The sequence below is a fragment of the Chromobacterium sp. HL1 genome (assembly GCF_057418835.1).
Genome location: NZ_CP162399.1, coordinates 623,226 through 638,928, shown reverse-complemented (window position 1 = coordinate 638,928; position 15,703 = coordinate 623,226). Strand labels below are relative to the sequence as shown.

Sequence of the window (15,703 nt, the reverse complement as noted above, 5' to 3'; positions counted from 1 at the left end):
CCCAGCCTAACGGTAATGTTTGCGCAGCGCGTCCACCACGCCGTCGCGCTGCATATTGAGCAGCGTCTTGTTGAGCTTCAGCACGATGCGCTCATCCATTCCCGGGTTGCAGGCCAGATACATCTGCACCGTGTTGAAGCTGAACAGCAGTCGGATGGGCAGCCGGTTGGCGGAGGCGATGTAGGCGCCGCTGAACTCGCCGCTGGCCCAAAAGTCGATATGGCCGGCCACCAGCTTTCTGGCGTTCAAATCGTCCGCTCTCGCCAGCTCCAGCTTGAAGCCCAGATCGGCCAGATACTGCGACATCCCCGAGCCCTTGTAGCTGCCTATGGTGAAGCCGCGCGCGTCGTCCAGCGCGGCCACCCCCGCCGGGCTGTGAGGGCCGGCGAACAGGCTCCAGGAGTTGCTGACCAGCGGCCCCACCCATTTGAACTGACTCTCCCGGCTGGGCGTGCGCGAAGTCGAGTAAACGCAGCTATTGTCTTCCTGCTGGGCGATGGCGTAGGCGCGCAGCCAGGGCAGCAACTCCATGCTGTACGGGATGCCCGCGCGCTGGAACATTTCGCGCAGGATGTCGGTGGACAGGCCGCCGATCTTGCCCTCCTCCAGCGCGATGTTGAACGGCGGGTAATCCTCGGTCAGCAAACGGATGCGGGGCGATGTCGACTCCGCCCGGCCGCAGACGGCGAGCGCGCCCAGCAACAGGGCGGCGTGGACAAAGGCGAGCTTCATGGCGGCATACCTCCCGCGGAATTCTGACGACGCGTCTTACCAAGCATAGAAGCTGACGGCTGGCCAACAGCGGCGATTTACTTCGTGTTGGGGTTATCCCGCATAGGGATATCGGCAATTCGTCCCCGCGCTTCCTCTTGCTAGCATCCGCAATCATGGGCCGTTAAGAGCCCGCTTTTGATTGCATAACAACTTCGGCCCGCCCCGAGCCGAAGTCAGACAACGCTACAGGGACCGCGATGCAGACCAAAACCCCCCTCTACCAGCGCCTTTATTTCCAGGTGCTGCTGGCCATTTTCCTCGGCGTGATGCTCGGCGCCTTCGTTCCCGACCTGGGCGCGAAGATGAAACCGCTGGGCGACGCCTTCATCAAACTGATCAAGATGATGATCGCCCCCATCATCTTCGCCACCGTGGTGGTGGGCATCGCCAAGATGGGCGATATGAAGGAAGTGGGCCGCGTGGGCGTGAAAGCGCTGTTCTACTTTGAAGCCGTCACCACGCTGGCGCTGGTGATCGGCCTGGTGGTGGTCAATGTGCTCAAGCCCGGCGCCGGCCTCAATGTGGACCCCAGCACGCTGGACGCGCACTCGGTGGCCAAGTACGCCGCCAACGCCAAGGAGATGAGCAGCATTGATTTCCTGATGCACATCATTCCGGATACGGTGGTGGGCGCGTTCGCCAACGGCGAAATCCTGCAAGTGCTGACCTTCTCGGTGCTGCTGGGCCTGGCGCTGACCAAGATGGGCGACAACGGCAAGACCATCGTCCACATCCTGGACGAGTTCTCCCATGCTTTGTTCGGCGTGATCAATATGCTGATGAAGCTGGCCCCCATCGGCGCCTTCGGCGCGATGGCCTTCACCATCGGCAAATACGGCGTGGGTTCGCTGAAACAGCTGGGTTTCCTGATGCTCTGCGTCTACCTGACCTGTTTCGCCTTCGTCTTCGTGGTGCTGGGCACCATCGCCAAGCTCAACGGCTTCAGCCTGTGGCGCTTCCTGATTTACATCAAGGAGGAGTTGCTGCTGGTATTGGGCACCTCTTCATCCGAGTCCGCGCTGCCGGGCATCATGAAGAAGCTGGAAAACCTGGGCTGCTCCAAACCGGTGGTGGGCATGGTGATTCCCACCGGCTACTCCTTCAATCTGGACGGCACCTCCATCTATCTGACCATGGCCGCCATCTTCATCGCCCAAGCCACCAATGTGGAGCTGACGCTGGCGGAGGAGCTGGGCCTGCTGGGCGTGCTGCTGCTCACGTCCAAGGGCGCGGCGGCGGTGACCGGCGGCGGCTTCATCACCCTGGCCGCCACGCTGGCCACGCTGGGCGGCAAGCTGCCGGTGTCCGGCCTGGCGCTGCTGATCGGCATCGACCGCTTCATGTCCGAGGCCCGCGCCATCACCAATCTGATCGGCAACGGCGTGGCCACCATCGTGGTGGCGCGCTGGGAGAAGGCGCTGGACGAAGAACGCATGCGCCGCGTGCTGGCCGGCGAGCCGGTGCTGCCGGAGGAGCCGGCCGCCGCGCCGCTGCCGGCGCAACTGGCCGCCGCGGAAGCCGCCCGGTCCTAAGCTTTTGTTTTCCCAGCCCTTACAGCCTGCGTTCGCGCAGGCTTTTTTTATGCTCTTAGCACAGCGGCGGCTTGATTTTGCCGCTGCGTGGTCCACGATAGAAGCATGGGCATTGGGAGACGAGAATGAGCGACTTCATGTTGCAATACGGCGATGAGTTGTTGCCGGTGGAGGGGGACTTTCCCGAAGTGGGCGCCTATCTGCCCAGCTTCATGCTGGTGGGCGACGGCAAGCAGGACGTGTCGCTGGAAGGCCTGGGCGGCGTGCCCAAGCTGATTTTGACCCTGCTGTCGCTGGACGAATACGAGCATGGCGGCCAATACCTGCTGCAGGAGACGCGGCGTTTCCTGGAGCGCTGGCCGCAAATCAGCCTGGCGGTGATCACCGTGGATTCGCCGTCTTCGCTGGCGCGGGCCCGGCGCGAGCACGGCCTGCCCCACGTCACCCTGCTGTCCACGCTGCGCGGCCGCGATTTCCACAAGCATTACGGGGTGCTGATCCGCGAATATCCGCTCAGCGGCTACACCGCGCCCGCCCTGCTGCTGGCCGACGGCAGCAACACCATTCATTACGCCGAGCGGCTGCGCAACACCCAGGATCTGTTCGACTTCGACAAGATCAACCACTTGCTGCGCGAAGCCGAGGAACAGGCGCTGGAGGCGCAGCAGGAACTGGAGCATGAGGAGCAGTTGAAGGACGAAGGGCCGTCACAGTAAGCCCCCAATAACGACACGGGCCCGGCCTGCTTGCGCAGCGCCGGGCCCGTTCGCGTTGCAGGGGGACAACGGTTTACGGCAGCACTTCCACCAGCTTGGCGTCCACCTTGGTCGACGTCAGTTCCTTGTCCACTTCGCCGACGATGCGCAGCTTGCTGTTCGGGTCGATCTTTTGCGCCGGCAGGCGTTTCTGGCTGATCTTCACCGTCATGGTGCCGGTGGCGTCGCGGAATTCGTAACGCTTGTGGTCGATCTGACGAACGATCTTGCCTTCCAGCGTCACCGGGGTGTCGTCGGCGGCTTTTTGCGCGGCGGCCACGGTGGTGACGGCGGCCGGCACGCCGGGGCCGGTGAATTCCGCCTGGGCGGCGAAAGGCAGGGACAGCGCGGCGGCGGTGAGCAGAACGGTGATGGTTTTCATGTTTGGACTCCTAGTGTGTTGTCGATGTCTGGATTACAACACGGCAGCCTTAACCGAAACTTAAAGCCAGCTTGTCGCCCAATACGCGCCGGGAAGGCTCCAGATCCACCGCGTAGCCTTGCTTGGCCAATTGCAGCCTATCGCCGTAGTGCCGGCCTTCAGCCTGAATCCGTTGTTCAATCCCTTGCAAGGATTGCTTGAGCGCCGCGCCCAGGCGATCCAGCTTCCCATCCAGCTCCGCGCCTTGGCGATTATTGAATTGCCGGCTGCCCGCGACAATGGCGCCCCAGCGCTGGCAATCGGCGCGCAAAGCGCCCAGATCCGGATACACGCCTTGTTCCAACGCGCGATTGGAGCAGGCGGTCAGCACCTGAGCCAGCGCAAAGGCCTCCTTGGCCGGCCTGGCGTCCAGATAACGCGGGATGACGATGTCCAACGAGGCTTTGACGGGAGTGCTACGAAATAACTGCATGACGGGCTTCCTATTGGCGTTCATGAATCGATGCGCTCAAGCATAGCCCCGCGTCCGCGCCCGCCGCTTGCAAGAAGCGCCGGACAAAACAAAACCGCCCGGCAAGCGGGCGGTTTGAAAGCGGTGAAACAGGGATTAGCTGTTCAGTTCACGCGCCAGGTACAGCCAGGTTTCCACCACGGTGTCCGGGTTCAGGGACACGGTTTCGATGCCCTCTTCCACCAGCCACTTGGCGAAGTCCGGATGGTCCGACGGGCCTTGGCCGCAGATGCCGATGTACTTGCCCTGCTTGCGGCAGGCCTGGATCGCCATGTGCAGCATGACCTTGACCGCTTCGTTGCGCTCGTCGAAGGTGGAGGCGATCGGGCCGCCGGAGTCGCGGTCCACGCCCAGCGTCAGCTGGGTCATGTCGTTGGAGCCGATGGAGAAGCCGTCGAAATGCTGCAGGAACTTGTCGGCCAACACGGCGTTGGTCGGCAGTTCGCACATCATGATCAGGCGCAGGCCGTTTTCGCCGCGCTTGAGGCCGTTGGCGGCCAGGATCTCCACCACTTGCTCGGCTTCGGACAGGGTGCGCACAAAGGGAATCATCACTTCCACATTGGTCAGACCCATCACGTCGCGCACTTTCTTGATGGCGCGGCATTCCAGTTCAAAGCAATCGCGGAAGGATTCGGCCACATAGCGGGCGGCGCCGCGGAAACCGATCATCGGGTTTTCTTCGTGCGGCTCGTACAGCTGGCCGCCGATCAGGTTGGCGTACTCGTTCGACTTGAAGTCGGACATGCGCACGATGACCTTTTTCGGATAGAAAGCCGCGGCCAGGGTGGACACGCCTTCTGCGATCTTGTCCACGTAGAAGTCCACCGGGCTGGCGTAACCGGCGATGCGGTCGCTGATGGTGGCTTTCAGATCCGCCGGCAGCTTGTCGAACTCCAACAGCGCTTTCGGGTGGATGCCGATCTGACGGTTGATCACGAACTCCATGCGCGCCAGGCCCACGCCTTCGTTCGGCAGCTGCGCGAAGTCGAAAGCCAGTTCCGGATTGCCCACGTTCATCATGATCTTGACCGGGGCCTTGGGCATTTTGTCCAGTTCCAGGTCGATCACTTCCACGTCCAGCAGGCCGTCGTAGATATTGCCGGTGTCGCCTTCGGCGCAGGACACGGTCACCTGCATGCCTTCGGACAGCACCTGGGTGGCGTCGCCGCAGCCCACCACGGCCGGGATGCCCAGCTCGCGTGCGATGATGGCCGCGTGGCAGGTACGGCCGCCGCGGTTGGTGACGATGGCGGCGGCGCGTTTCATCACCGGTTCCCAATCCGGGTCGGTCATGTCGGTCACCAGCACGTCGCCCGGCTTGACGCGGTCCATCTCGGACGCGTCCTTGATGGTGCGCACCACGCCCTGGCCGATCTTCTGACCAATGGCGCGGCCTTCGCACAGCACTTGCGATTTGCTGTTCAGGCGGTAGCGGCGCAGGGTGTCCTTACGGTCTTCCTGCGACTTCACCGTTTCCGGACGCGCCTGCAGGATGTAGAGCTTGCCGTCGTGGCCGTCGCGGCCCCATTCGATGTCCATCGGGCGACCGTAGTGCTTCTCGATGATCAGCGCGTATTCGGCCAGTTCAGCCACTTCGGCGTCGCTGATGGAGAATTGCTGGCGCTCCGCCGGGGACACGTCCACGGTCTTGACCGAGCGGCCGGCTTGCGAGGCGTCGGTGAACTCCATCTTGATCAGCTTGGAGCCCATGGTCTTGCGCAGCACCGCCGGACGGCCGGCTTTCAGCGTCGGCTTGTGCACGTAGAATTCGTCGGGGTTTACCGCGCCCTGCACCACGGTTTCGCCCAGGCCGTAGGACGCGGTGATGAACACCACGTCGTCAAAGCCGGATTCGGTGTCGATGGTGAACATCACGCCGGCCGCGCCGCAGTCGGAACGCACCATGCGCTGCACGCCGGCGGACAAAGCCACTACGTCGTGCTCAAAGCCTTTGTGCACGCGGTAGGAAATGGCGCGGTCGTTATAGAGGGAGGCGAAAACGTGTTTCATCGCATCCTTGACATTGTCAAGGCCGCGGATATTCAGGAAGGTTTCTTGCTGGCCTGCGAACGAGGCGTCGGGGAGGTCTTCTGCGGTGGCGGAGGAACGGACTGCAACGGAGATGTCGGCGCCGCCGGCATCGGCCACCATCTGATCCCAGGCCTCTTTGATATCGGCGTCAAGCTTGGCGGGGAACGGGGTATCGATGATCCATTGCCGGATTTCCTTGCCGATTCGGGCCAGTTCGCTGACATCGTCGATGTCCAGCTTGGCCAGCGCGGCGCTGATCTTTTCGGCCAGGCCGTTGTGCTGCAGAAAATCCCGGTAAGCCTGCGCCGTGGTGGCAAAGCCCCCCGGGACGCGAACCCCGGAGCCAGCCAGTTGGCTGATCATTTCACCAAGGGAGGCGTTCTTGCCGCCTACCTGCTCCACATCGGTCATGCGCAGTTTCTCGAACCAGATGACGTAGTTCTCAGCCATCACTTCACTTCCTGTGTTGGATTGGGACGATAGGGCCGCATTCTAGCCGAATTACGTGCCAGATGCGTAGCGTCTTTTGCAGCGCAACACGGGTTTTCGGCCGAACGAGGACAAGCATTGCAACAGAATCAATAAGTTGACGGACATTCCTGATGAAAATGATTGTCAAAACCGTGTAATTTACGCACTACATGATTGGCCGGCTCTCGCCGCGGGTTTCTTCGCGGCCTTTCAGAGTATAGAATCCCTTGAACCCCGGGCGCCCCAGCAATGCGCGGCAGGCGCGGTTCCGGCCTCGTTCACTCGCAATACAGGTGTTTGCATGCCCCACCATCTCCGCTCCGCCTTCTTCGTTTCCGATCGCACCGGCATCACCGCCGAATCGCTGGGGCACACGCTGCTGACCCAGTTCGACACCGTGGAATTCAAGCGCGAGACCATTCCCTTCGTCGACACCGTGGAAAAGGCGCAGGCGCTGGCCGAGGTCATCCGCCAGGTGTCGGAAACCGATCACCTGAAACCGCTGGTGTTCACCAGCATCATCAACCCGGACGTGCGCAGCGCGCTGCAGGTTGAGAACGCGGTGATGATAGATTTCTTCGATACCTTCATCGGCCAGTTGGAGCAGGAAATCGGTCAGCGCGCCTCGCTGAGCGTGGGCAAGGCCCACGGCATGGTCAACGAGGAGAAGTACGATCACCGCATCGAAGCGGTCAACTTCTCGCTGAACCACGACGACGGCGTCAAATTGAAGGATCTGCACGAGGCGGACGTGATCCTGGTGGGCGTGTCCCGTTCCGGCAAGACACCGACCTGCCTGTATCTGGCGCTGCAATACGGCATCCGCGCCGCCAACTACCCGCTGACGCCGGAAGACCTGGGCAGCCCGACCTTGCCCAAGCTGCTGCTGCCGTTCAAAGACAAGATCTTCGGCCTGACCATCGATCCGGCGCGCTTGCATCACATCCGCTCCGAGCGCCGGCCGGACTCCAAATACGCCAGCATGGACAATTGCCGCCGCGAGGTGAACGAGGCCGAATCCATGTTCCGCCACCACGGCGTGCCCTTCATCAGCACCACCCACAAGTCCATCGAGGAAATCGCCTCCACCATCATGCATAAGGCGGCGCTGGGCCGACGCTTCTAAGCACCTGTTCACTGCCTGCCGCGCTTCGTGAGACGCGGTGCGGTGGGCGCCGCTTCGAAATGCTCACGTAGCACCTATCCATTCCGCTTCCTCAGCGGTTTTCGCCTTGTCTCGCTCTTGCTCGCGGGACTTTGAACCGACGCTAAGTCCAGCCTTCAAGCCCCGAAAACAGCCGGCATCGTCCGGCTTTTTTCATGCCGTCGCGCTGCCTACCCCACAGCCAATATCCATATAGCACTTTGTTTATTATCACTTTTTTACAATTCAGGCCGGAACATATAGCAAGCAGGCGCTCTCCAACATGCATCTTGAATCCACTGCCGGACTATTCCGATGCATATCGTCGCCATCGCCGCCCCGCCCAGATCCGCCGTCTCGCCGTTGAAGGAAGTGGGCGCCGTCGCCGCCAAGACCGACAGCCGCGCCGCCGCCAGCGACCCGCGCAAGGAGATGGCGGAGTTCCTAGCCCCTCATCCGCAATCTCCCGCGCTCAACGGGGACGCCCCGCCCCGCGGCGAGTCTTTCGAGCGGCTGCTGCGCCAGGCCCAGAGCGCGGTCGGACGCAAGGACGCTTCCCCTTATTCCGAAGACCCGATGCCGCCGGCCGGCAGCCTGTTGCACGTGGTGGCGTGAACGCGGCACTTGACGCTGCTTTGCCCGCCGTGCTCTGATAAAGCCCATGAACTACGCAACCGCATCCGCAACCTTCTTTTGGTGGTGGCGCCTGAACTAAGGCGGCGCCGGCGTTTGCATACCCAAAACCCGGAAGCTGCCGATACGGCGGCATAGGGTTTCCAGCAGTACTCCTCCCCCCGGATCGGCAGTTTCCAACAAGCTCAAGCTTACTGGAGACCACTGTTATGAATCTGGACAGCATCACAGCCAAAGACATCATCCTGACCGGCGACCGCACCACCGGACAATTGCATCTGGGCCACTACGTCGGCTCACTGCGCAACCGCGTGATCCTGCAAGACCGTTGCCGCCAGTTCCTGCTGCTCGCCGACGCCCAGGCGCTGACCGACAATATGGGCAACTATCTGAAGGTCCGCGACAATGTGCTGCAAGTGGCGCTGGATTATCTGGCGGTGGGCATAGACCCGGAAAAAAGCACCGTCTTCATCCAGAGCCTGGTGCCGGAGCTGACCGAGCTGTCTTCCTACTATCTCAATCTGGTCACCGTGGCGCGTCTGGAGCGCAATCCCACCATCAAGGATGAGATCAAGCAGCGCGGCTACGAGCGCGACATCCCCGCCGGCTTCCTCACCTACCCCGCCGCCCAGGCCGCCGACATCACCGCCTTCAAGGCCAGCATCGTGCCGGTGGGCGAAGACCAGATTCCGATGATTGAGCAGACCAATGAGATCGTGCGCCGCTTCAACGGCAGCGTGGATCGGCCGGTGCTGGTGGAAGCGCGGGCGGTGGTGCCGGAACAAGGCTCGCGTCTGCCCGGCATCGACGGCAAGGCCAAGATGTCCAAATCGCTGGGCAACACCATCACTTTGTCGGCCACGCCGGACGAGATCCGCCAGGCGGTGAAGATGATGTACACCGACCCCAATCACCTGCGCGTGGCCGATCCGGGCCAGGTGGAAGGCAATGTGGTGTTCACCTATCTGGACGTGTTCCATTCTGACACGGAGCAGGTGGCGGAATGGAAGGAGCATTATCGCCGCGGCGGCCTGGGCGACACCGTGATCAAGAAGCAGTTGGAAGAATGCCTGCAGACCTTGCTGGAGCCGATCCGCGCCCGCCGCGAGCAGTACGCGCGCGATCCGGCGGCGGTGATGGCGATGCTGAAGACCGGCACCCAGCGCGCGCGCGAAGTGGCGGCCGCCACGCTGGCCGAGGTGAAGGCGGCGATGGGCTTGAACTACTACTAAGAGCCTTTTTACGATCTGCTGCGCGTCGGCGAGGCCGCGTTGAAAACACACTCTTTAAGAGGAGAGCACCGCATGGAACAAGTCTACCAATGCCAAAATCTGGAAGAGGTGCGCGGCCAGATCGACCGCATCGACCGCGCGCTGGTGGCGCTGATCGCCGAGCGCGGCCTTTACGTGCGCCAGGCGGCGGCGTTCAAGCACAGCCGGGAAGAAGTGGAAGGCGGCAAACGCGTCGATCAGGTGATGCGCCGCGTCGAGCGTCTGGCCGGCGAACTGGGCGCCGACGCGGCGCTGACCGCGGCGGTCTACCGCACGATGATAGAGTACTTCATCGCCGATGAAATGGCGGCCTTCCGCGCCAAAGCGGCTGCCGATTGAGGCGGAGGCCGGCTTTCCCTACAATCGCTTCCATCCGCTGACCGCCGGCCGCCCTCCGCGGCCGGCGTTTTTCCCGCGGCCGGAGAACCTGAATGAACAAGATTGCCCTGTTGCTGCTCGCCTGCCTGACCGCGCCCGCGATGGCCGAGGAAGTGGGCGAGGTGTCCACCACCTTCAAGCTGCTCAGCCCCAACGACAAGGTGGTGGTGGAAGCTTTCGACGACCCGGCGGTGCAAGGCGTGGCCTGCTATATCTCGCGCGCCAAGACCGGCGGCTACAAGGGCGCGCTGGGCCTGGCCAAGGACCCGTCCCGCTTCTCGGTGGCCTGCCGCCAGGTGGGCGCGATCAAGTTCTCGCGGCCGCTGCCCAAGCAGGAGCAGGTGTTCAAGGAAGGCGCGTCCTTCATCTTCAAGCATGTGCGGGTGGTGCGCATCGTCGACGCCAAACGCAATACCCTGACCTACCTCAGCTATTCCGACAAGCTGCTGGACGGCAGCCCGGACAATGCGCTGACCGCGGTGGCGGTGCTGGATCAAAAGATCCCGCTGCAACCCTGAAATAAAAGCGATTGATTATTAACGATTTCTTTGCATGACGGGCATCAGCTAAACGGCAGCTCAACACGCAAGCCGTCATAGCCGACCTCCACGCCGGGCGGACATTCGGCGCTGAGCGCGCCGAATTCCAGCCTGTGGGTCATGTGGATCAGCACCGTGCGTTCGGCGCCGATGCGCTCGGCCCAGGCAAAGGATTGCCGCACGCCGAGGTGGGACGGATAGGGGTCGTGGTTCAGGCAGTCCAGGAACAAGAGCTTCAGCCCCTGCAACAAGGGCAGGCTGCTGTCAGGGATGTCCGACACGTCGGTCAGCCAGGCCATGTCGCCGACGCGCCAGCCGAGGCAAGGCCAGGAACCGTGTTGCAAGGGCACGGGCGTCAGCGTGACGCCGCCGCAGTCCACCGGCCCGTCCACCTGCTGCGGCAGCAGCACCGGCTTGTCCCACATCTTGGACGGCGGCAGCAAGGCGTAGTCGAAGCGGGTCTTGATATTGTCCAGGGTGAAGGCGTTGCCGTAGAGCGTGATCGGCCCCTTCTTCACGTAGCAGAAGGCGCGCAGGTCGTCGATGCCGTTCAGGTGGTCGGCGTGCGGATGGGTGTACAGCACCGCGTCCACCTGGCTCAGCCCTTCGCGCAGCGCCTGCTGCCGCAGGTCCGGCCCGGTGTCGATCAACAGCCCCTGGCCGGCCGCCTTGATATAGGCGCTGGCGCGGGTGCGGCGATTGCGCGGATCCGGCGAACGGCAGGTGACGCAGTCGCAGCCTATGGCCGGCGTGCCGGAACTGGAGCCGCAGCCCAGGATGGTGACTTCAAGCGAACCCAATGGCGTTTCCCAAGTAATAAGGCATCAGCGGCAGCGCTCGGGGCGCTCCGCCTTCTCGCGCACCCAGCCGCCGTCGCAGCGGACATTGCCGTCGGCGTCTTGCTGGCAGCCGCCGCGCGGCTGCTTGGCGCAATACGGATTGCCGTCGCGCGACAGCAGGCAGGCGCCGGGGCCGGCGTAAGTGACGCCGTTGGCGCGCACCACGCCGCCGCCCGGATAAGGCGAGCACAGCACGTTGCCGAATTCATCGATCGCGCATTCGCCCTTGCCGCACATCGCCTGTCCGCGCTGCACCAGGGCGATGCCGCCGTCTTCGGAACAATAACTGCGTCCGTTCAGATTGACGCAATTGGCCCAGGCCTGGGCCGAGAACAATATAGCCAGCAAGGCCAGCCCGGACAGCAAGATTCGCTTCATGCGCTTTCTCCGCTTCAACGGCTGGCCTTGGAGAACAGCCGGAAAAAGTTATCGCTGGTGACGCGCGCCACCTCTTCCACCGCCATGCCGCGCAGCTCGGCGATGTGCGCGGCCACATGGCGGACATAGGCCGGCTCGTTGACCTTGCCGCGATACGGCACCGGCGCCAGATACGGGGAATCGGTTTCGATCAGCATCCGATCCAGCGGCACTTTCTGCGCCACTTCCTTGACCTGGGCCGCGTTCTTGAAGGTCACCACGCCGGAGAAGGAAATGTAGAAGCCCAGCTCCAGCGCGGCTTGCGCCACCTCCCAGGTTTCGGTGAAGCAATGCATCACGCCGCCGCACGCCTCGGCGTTTTCTTCCCGCATCAGCCGGATGGTGTCCTCGGCGGACTCGCGGGTGTGGATCACCAGCGGCAGGCCGACGCGCTTGGCGGCGCGGATATGGGTGCGGAAGCGTTGATGCTGCCATTCCAGATCGCCCTTGCACCAGTGGTAGTCCAGCCCGGTTTCGCCTATGCCCACCACCCGCGGGTGCGCGGCCAGCGCCACCAGTTCGTCCTCGCCGTACTCTTCGGCGTCGGGGTCGTCCGGATGCACGCCCACGGTGGCGTATAGATTGCCGTGGCTCTCCGCGAGTTCCAGCACTTGCGGATATTTGGGACGGCTGACGCCGATCACCAGCGCGTGGCTGACCTGGTTGGCCTGCATATTGGCCAGCACTTCCGGCATGCGCGCGGCGAGGTCGGGAAAATTGATATGGCAGTGGGAGTCGATAAACATATTTGCGTCAATCTGGCTGCGGCGCGCGGACGCGCGCCGCTAAAACAATCACATGGTATGAGTGGGCCGGCTGGAGTTGAGCACACCGCTGAGCAGGGCCTCGATCTTGTCCTTGGCCTGCTTGCCGGCGTCGCCGGCGACGAACTCGACGCCGACGCCCTGCACCCGGCTGTTGTTGGCGCCGGCCGGCGTCAGCCACACCACCTTGGCTTGCACCGCGATGCGCTGCGGGTCGTCCATCAGGGTCAGCAGCAGGAACACCTCCTCGCCCAGCTTCATTTCCTTATTGGTGGGAATGAAGATGCCGCCGTGGCGCACAAAGGGCATGTAGGCGGCGAACAGCGCGCTGCGCTCCTTGATGTGCAGGGACAGCACCCCGGGACGGTTGGGATTCAGGTCCGGGCGAGTGGCGGAATTGTCCATACTTGGCTAACCCTCTGTGTCAGGCGGCCTTGCCGCTGGCGAATATCTTCAGATAGTCCATCAGCACCGCTTCCAATTGCAAGCGCGTGTTCAAGGTATGCTGGCCGAACGGCGCCAGTTGGTTGAGCGTCTGCTGACACGCCATCAATTGCGCGATGTCGGCGCGCGCCGCCAGTTGCTGCAAGGCGCGCTCCTGATCTGGATAATAGCGGACCAAACCGGCCAGTCTCAAACTCGCCAGATCATGCAGCCACTTCATCAGCCAGCCTATGGGCAGCAAGAGCGGCAGTTTCTGCTTGTCCACCGCCTCCGCCAGCTGCAGCACATTGGCGAAGCTGGGCTGGCCCAGGCCCTGGACGAACTGGCCGCGCAGCTTGGCCAAAGCCGGATCGTGGTCGAACAGCGGCGCGCCGCCGTTATGGGCCAGTTCCAGTTCCGCGTCCGCCACGCCCTGCTCGCGCAGCCAGGCCAGCGCCTGGGCCTGGTGCGGCCGCGTCAGCGGAAACTGGCGGCAACGGCTGCGTATGGTGGGCAGCAAGCGCTGCGGCGCATGCGCCACCAGCAGGAACAGCACCTCGGCCGGCGGCTCTTCCAGGATTTTGAGCAAGGCGTTGGCGGCGGCCGGATTCAGGCTTTCCGCCGGTTCCACCAGCACAACGCGCCGGCCGGCGCGATGCGCGCTCAGGTGGGCGAAATCGATCACCTCGCGCACCGCCTCGATCTTGATCACCGGCAGCTTGCGGCTGACTTTCTTGCCCTCGGCGCCCTCCTTGCCTTCCTCGTCCTCGTCGCCCAGCGGCGACAAGCGGCGGAAGTCCGGGTGGGTGCCGTGCCGATACCAGCGGCAGGCCTCGCATTCGCCGCAAGGCTGGTGGCCGGCCTGCGGGCGTTCGCACAGCAGCGACTGGGCCAGGTGTTCGGCGAACTCCAGCTTGCCGATGCCGGCGGCGCCGGTGAACAGCCAGGCATTGGGCAGGCGTTCGCGCTCGGCGTTCAGCCGCGTCCAATCGCCTTCTTGCCAGGGCAGCAGCATCACGCGGCCTCCAGCAGTTTTTGCAGGCAGGCCGCGATGTCGACCTGGATCTCGGCGATGGAGCGGCTGGCGTCCAGCACCGCGAAACGCGGCTGGCCGGCGGCGCGGCGCAAATAGGCTTCGCGCACGCGCACGTGGAAATCGGCCTTCTCCTGCTCGAAGCGGTCCAGCTGCCGGGTCTTGGACATGCGCTCGGCCGCCACTTCCAGCGGCAGGTCGAACAGCAGGGTCAGGTCCGGCTGCAAACCGTGCTGCACCCATTGTTCCAGTTCGGCGATGCGCTCGAACGGCACGCCGCGGCCGCCGCCCTGGAAGGCGAAGGTGGAATCGGTGAAGCGGTCGGACACCAGCCACTGGCCGGCGGCGAGCGCGGGCTCGATCACGCTGTGCAGCAATTGCTGGCGCGAAGCGAACACCAGCAGGGTTTCCGCGTCCAGCGAGGCCTCGGTGTCCACCGCCAGCAGCAGCTCGCGGATTTTCTCGCCCAAAGGGGTGCCGCCCGGTTCGCGGGTGAATACGGCGTTGACGCCGTGTTGCGCCAGCCAATCGCGGATGAAGGCCAGATGGGTGCTTTTGCCGGCGCCGTCTATGCCTTCCAGGCTGATGAAGCGGCCGCGTTGCTGCTCTAGCGCCATTACTGTCCTTTCTTCAAAATATATTTGCGCACCGCCTGATTGTGTTCGTCCAGCGTTGCGGAGAAATGCGAAGTGCCGTCGCCGCGAGCGACGAAATACAAGGCCTTGGTTTCGGCCGGATTGGCCGCCGCGTCCAGCGCCGCCTTGCCCGGCAAGGCGATGGGCGTGGGCGTCAGGCCGGCGCGGGTATAAGTGTTGTAAGGCGTGTCGCGGCGCAGATCAGCCTTGCCTATCTTGCCCTGGTACAGGCTGCCCATGCCGTAGATCACCGAGGGATCGGTCTGCAAGCGCATGCCCTGCTTCAAGCGGTTGACGAACACCCCCGCCACCATTGGACGGTCGGCGTCTTCGCCGGTTTCCTTCTCAATCAGGCTGGCCATGATCAGCAGATCGTAAGGCGTGCGGTAAGGCAGCTCCGGCTTGCGCGCCGCCCAGGCCGCTTCCAGCCGCTGCTGCATCGCGCCGAAGGCCTGGCGGTAGAGCTCCGCGTCCTCGGTGTCCGGCGAAAACAGATAGGTGCTGGGGAAGAACAGGCCTTCCGGCTTGGCGTCGCCGAAGCCCAGCCGCCGCATGATCTCCTCGTCGCTCCAGTCCTTGGCCGTATGCTTGATGTCGGGGTTGCGGTCTATCGCCTGGCGGAATTGGCGGAAGGTCCAGCCCTCGATCACCGTCAGGCTGGCCTCGTCCGGATGGCCGTCGGCCAGGCGGTTCAGGATGTCCAGCATCGATGCCTGGCCGTCGAAGCGATACAGGCCGGCCTTGATCTTGCGGTCCACGCCTTGCAGGCGGGCCAGGGCCACCATCACCTGACGGCTGCGAACCACGCCCTCCTGCTCCAGTCCCCGCGCCACTTGGCTCAGGGTGCGATTGGGCCCCACGGTCAGCTTGTAACCGGCTTCCGGCAGGCCAACCGGAATCAGGACCACCCAAACCAGCCAGGCACAGCCCAGCGCAAGGCACAGCAAGAACAGGCGAAACAGAGTTTTCATCATTTGACGGGAAGCATGAGACAGCGCAGCGGGACGATCGCGCATGATACCAGACAAGCCGGCCTGACCGACATGTCAGGCCCGCCCCCCGCAATCAAGCAAAGTTTGCGCCAAATCAACTGTCCACCTTTCCATTTTGCATAGTTTTGCTCGCGTTCTATACCTGATTAAATGGACTGCTTAAATGATGCGAGTCT

18 protein-coding genes are annotated in these 15,703 nt (G+C 63.3%); 7 read left to right on the top strand and 11 right to left on the bottom strand.

Annotated elements, in window-relative coordinates; genetic code table 11:
• Window positions 1-6: 6 nt before the first annotated feature.
• Window positions 7-732: a substrate-binding periplasmic protein gene (locus tag AB1Z25_RS02875; protein WP_107798129.1), complete on the bottom strand. Its 726-nt coding sequence runs from the start codon at window positions 730-732 to the stop codon at window positions 7-9.
• Between the two features lie 239 nt (window positions 733-971).
• Between AB1Z25_RS02875 and AB1Z25_RS02870 the strand changes: the two genes are divergently transcribed.
• Complete coding sequence (locus AB1Z25_RS02870) at window positions 972-2,306, top strand: dicarboxylate/amino acid:cation symporter (protein ID WP_107798128.1); 1,335 nt, start codon at window positions 972-974, stop codon at window positions 2,304-2,306.
• Window positions 2,307-2,431: 125 nt separating this feature from the next.
• Entirely contained in the window at window positions 2,432-3,022 is a 591-nt protein-coding gene (locus tag AB1Z25_RS02865; protein WP_199225794.1) for a thiol peroxidase, read from the top strand.
• A gap of 73 nt (window positions 3,023-3,095) precedes the next feature.
• Here the strand turns inward: AB1Z25_RS02865 and AB1Z25_RS02860 are convergent, their stop codons facing one another.
• From AB1Z25_RS02860 to ppsA, 3 genes are all read right to left on the bottom strand, one after another.
• The gene (locus tag AB1Z25_RS02860; RefSeq protein ID WP_486636536.1) at window positions 3,096-3,443 is read right to left on the bottom strand and encodes a NirD/YgiW/YdeI family stress tolerance protein; all 348 of its coding nucleotides are present in this window, start codon (window positions 3,441-3,443) and stop codon (window positions 3,096-3,098) included.
• Between the two features lie 49 nt (window positions 3,444-3,492).
• Window positions 3,493-3,915: a hypothetical protein gene (locus AB1Z25_RS02855; RefSeq protein ID WP_486636535.1), complete on the bottom strand. Its 423-nt coding sequence runs from the start codon at window positions 3,913-3,915 to the stop codon at window positions 3,493-3,495.
• 135 nt (window positions 3,916-4,050) lie between these two features.
• Window positions 4,051-6,438, bottom strand: coding sequence for a phosphoenolpyruvate synthase (gene ppsA, locus AB1Z25_RS02850; RefSeq protein WP_107798125.1), 2,388 nt, complete (start codon window positions 6,436-6,438; stop codon window positions 4,051-4,053).
• Window positions 6,439-6,760: 322 nt separating this feature from the next.
• On the opposite strand from ppsA, the gene ppsR reads away from it, so the two are divergent.
• The 5 genes from ppsR (at window position 6,761) to AB1Z25_RS02825 (ending at window position 10,403) form a co-directional block, all read left to right on the top strand.
• Window positions 6,761-7,585: a posphoenolpyruvate synthetase regulatory kinase/phosphorylase PpsR gene (gene ppsR, locus AB1Z25_RS02845; RefSeq protein WP_048415701.1), complete on the top strand. Its 825-nt coding sequence runs from the start codon at window positions 6,761-6,763 to the stop codon at window positions 7,583-7,585.
• A gap of 333 nt (window positions 7,586-7,918) precedes the next feature.
• Window positions 7,919-8,218, top strand: coding sequence for a hypothetical protein (locus AB1Z25_RS02840; RefSeq protein WP_486636534.1), 300 nt, complete (start codon window positions 7,919-7,921; stop codon window positions 8,216-8,218).
• Between the two features lie 227 nt (window positions 8,219-8,445).
• Window positions 8,446-9,468 (top strand): tryptophan--tRNA ligase, encoded by a 1,023-nt coding sequence (trpS, locus tag AB1Z25_RS02835; RefSeq protein WP_486636533.1) that lies wholly within the window; start codon window positions 8,446-8,448, stop codon window positions 9,466-9,468.
• A 72-nt stretch (window positions 9,469-9,540) separates the two neighbouring features.
• Window positions 9,541-9,846, top strand: a complete 306-nt coding sequence (locus AB1Z25_RS02830; protein ID WP_107798122.1) for a chorismate mutase — start codon at window positions 9,541-9,543, stop codon at window positions 9,844-9,846.
• 92 nt (window positions 9,847-9,938) lie between these two features.
• Entirely contained in the window at window positions 9,939-10,403 is a 465-nt protein-coding gene (locus AB1Z25_RS02825; protein ID WP_107798121.1) for a CreA family protein, read from the top strand.
• A 44-nt stretch (window positions 10,404-10,447) separates the two neighbouring features.
• On the opposite strand, the gene AB1Z25_RS02820 is transcribed toward AB1Z25_RS02825, so the two are convergent.
• The 7 genes from AB1Z25_RS02820 to mltG are packed head-to-tail and all read right to left on the bottom strand — an operon-like array spanning window position 10,448 to window position 15,509.
• Complete coding sequence (locus tag AB1Z25_RS02820; RefSeq protein ID WP_486636532.1) at window positions 10,448-11,224, bottom strand: MBL fold metallo-hydrolase; 777 nt, start codon at window positions 11,222-11,224, stop codon at window positions 10,448-10,450.
• A 24-nt stretch (window positions 11,225-11,248) separates the two neighbouring features.
• A complete protein-coding gene (locus tag AB1Z25_RS02815) occupies window positions 11,249-11,641 on the bottom strand; it encodes a hypothetical protein (protein WP_107798119.1) in 393 nt (130 codons plus the stop codon).
• Window positions 11,642-11,655: 14 nt separating this feature from the next.
• Window positions 11,656-12,426: a TatD family hydrolase gene (locus AB1Z25_RS02810; protein WP_486636531.1), complete on the bottom strand. Its 771-nt coding sequence runs from the start codon at window positions 12,424-12,426 to the stop codon at window positions 11,656-11,658.
• Between the two features lie 48 nt (window positions 12,427-12,474).
• The gene (locus AB1Z25_RS02805; protein WP_048416050.1) at window positions 12,475-12,849 is read right to left on the bottom strand and encodes a PilZ domain-containing protein; all 375 of its coding nucleotides are present in this window, start codon (window positions 12,847-12,849) and stop codon (window positions 12,475-12,477) included.
• 19 nt (window positions 12,850-12,868) lie between these two features.
• Window positions 12,869-13,882 carry a DNA polymerase III subunit delta' gene (locus AB1Z25_RS02800; RefSeq protein WP_486636530.1) on the bottom strand — a complete coding sequence of 338 codons (1,014 nt, stop codon included), beginning with the start codon at window positions 13,880-13,882 and terminating at the stop codon, window positions 12,869-12,871.
• Complete coding sequence (gene tmk, locus AB1Z25_RS02795) at window positions 13,882-14,517, bottom strand: dTMP kinase (RefSeq protein ID WP_227106876.1); 636 nt, start codon at window positions 14,515-14,517, stop codon at window positions 13,882-13,884. Before tmk ends, AB1Z25_RS02800 begins: the two co-directional genes overlap by 1 nt.
• On the bottom strand, window positions 14,517-15,509 hold the full coding sequence (gene mltG / locus AB1Z25_RS02790; protein WP_486636529.1) for an endolytic transglycosylase MltG: 993 nt from the start codon (window positions 15,507-15,509) through the stop codon (window positions 14,517-14,519). Before mltG ends, tmk begins: the two co-directional genes overlap by 1 nt.
• Between the last annotated feature and the right edge of the window lie 194 nt (window positions 15,510-15,703).

Bases quoted from the DNA above. Each gene is read 5' to 3' on its own strand.
- AB1Z25_RS02875 (WP_107798129.1), bottom strand. From the start codon at position 732: ATGAAGCTCGCCTTTGTCCACGCCGCCCTGTTGCTGGGCGCGCTCGCC.
- AB1Z25_RS02870 (WP_107798128.1), top strand. From the start codon at position 972: ATGCAGACCAAAACCCCCCTCTACCAGCGCCTTTATTTCCAGGTGCTG.
- AB1Z25_RS02865 (WP_199225794.1), top strand. From the start codon at position 2,432: ATGAGCGACTTCATGTTGCAATACGGCGATGAGTTGTTGCCGGTGGAG.
- AB1Z25_RS02860 (WP_486636536.1), bottom strand. From the start codon at position 3,443: ATGAAAACCATCACCGTTCTGCTCACCGCCGCCGCGCTGTCCCTGCCT.
- AB1Z25_RS02855 (WP_486636535.1), bottom strand. From the start codon at position 3,915: ATGCAGTTATTTCGTAGCACTCCCGTCAAAGCCTCGTTGGACATCGTC.
- ppsA (WP_107798125.1), bottom strand. From the start codon at position 6,438: ATGGCTGAGAACTACGTCATCTGGTTCGAGAAACTGCGCATGACCGAT.
- ppsR (WP_048415701.1), top strand. From the start codon at position 6,761: ATGCCCCACCATCTCCGCTCCGCCTTCTTCGTTTCCGATCGCACCGGC.
- AB1Z25_RS02840 (WP_486636534.1), top strand. From the start codon at position 7,919: ATGCATATCGTCGCCATCGCCGCCCCGCCCAGATCCGCCGTCTCGCCG.
- trpS (WP_486636533.1), top strand. From the start codon at position 8,446: ATGAATCTGGACAGCATCACAGCCAAAGACATCATCCTGACCGGCGAC.
- AB1Z25_RS02830 (WP_107798122.1), top strand. From the start codon at position 9,541: ATGGAACAAGTCTACCAATGCCAAAATCTGGAAGAGGTGCGCGGCCAG.
- AB1Z25_RS02825 (WP_107798121.1), top strand. From the start codon at position 9,939: ATGAACAAGATTGCCCTGTTGCTGCTCGCCTGCCTGACCGCGCCCGCG.
- AB1Z25_RS02815 (WP_107798119.1), bottom strand. From the start codon at position 11,641: ATGAAGCGAATCTTGCTGTCCGGGCTGGCCTTGCTGGCTATATTGTTC.
- AB1Z25_RS02810 (WP_486636531.1), bottom strand. From the start codon at position 12,426: ATGTTTATCGACTCCCACTGCCATATCAATTTTCCCGACCTCGCCGCG.
- AB1Z25_RS02805 (WP_048416050.1), bottom strand. From the start codon at position 12,849: ATGGACAATTCCGCCACTCGCCCGGACCTGAATCCCAACCGTCCCGGG.
- AB1Z25_RS02800 (WP_486636530.1), bottom strand. From the start codon at position 13,882: ATGCTGCTGCCCTGGCAAGAAGGCGATTGGACGCGGCTGAACGCCGAG.
- tmk (WP_227106876.1), bottom strand. From the start codon at position 14,517: ATGGCGCTAGAGCAGCAACGCGGCCGCTTCATCAGCCTGGAAGGCATA.
- mltG (WP_486636529.1), bottom strand. From the start codon at position 15,509: ATGATGAAAACTCTGTTTCGCCTGTTCTTGCTGTGCCTTGCGCTGGGC.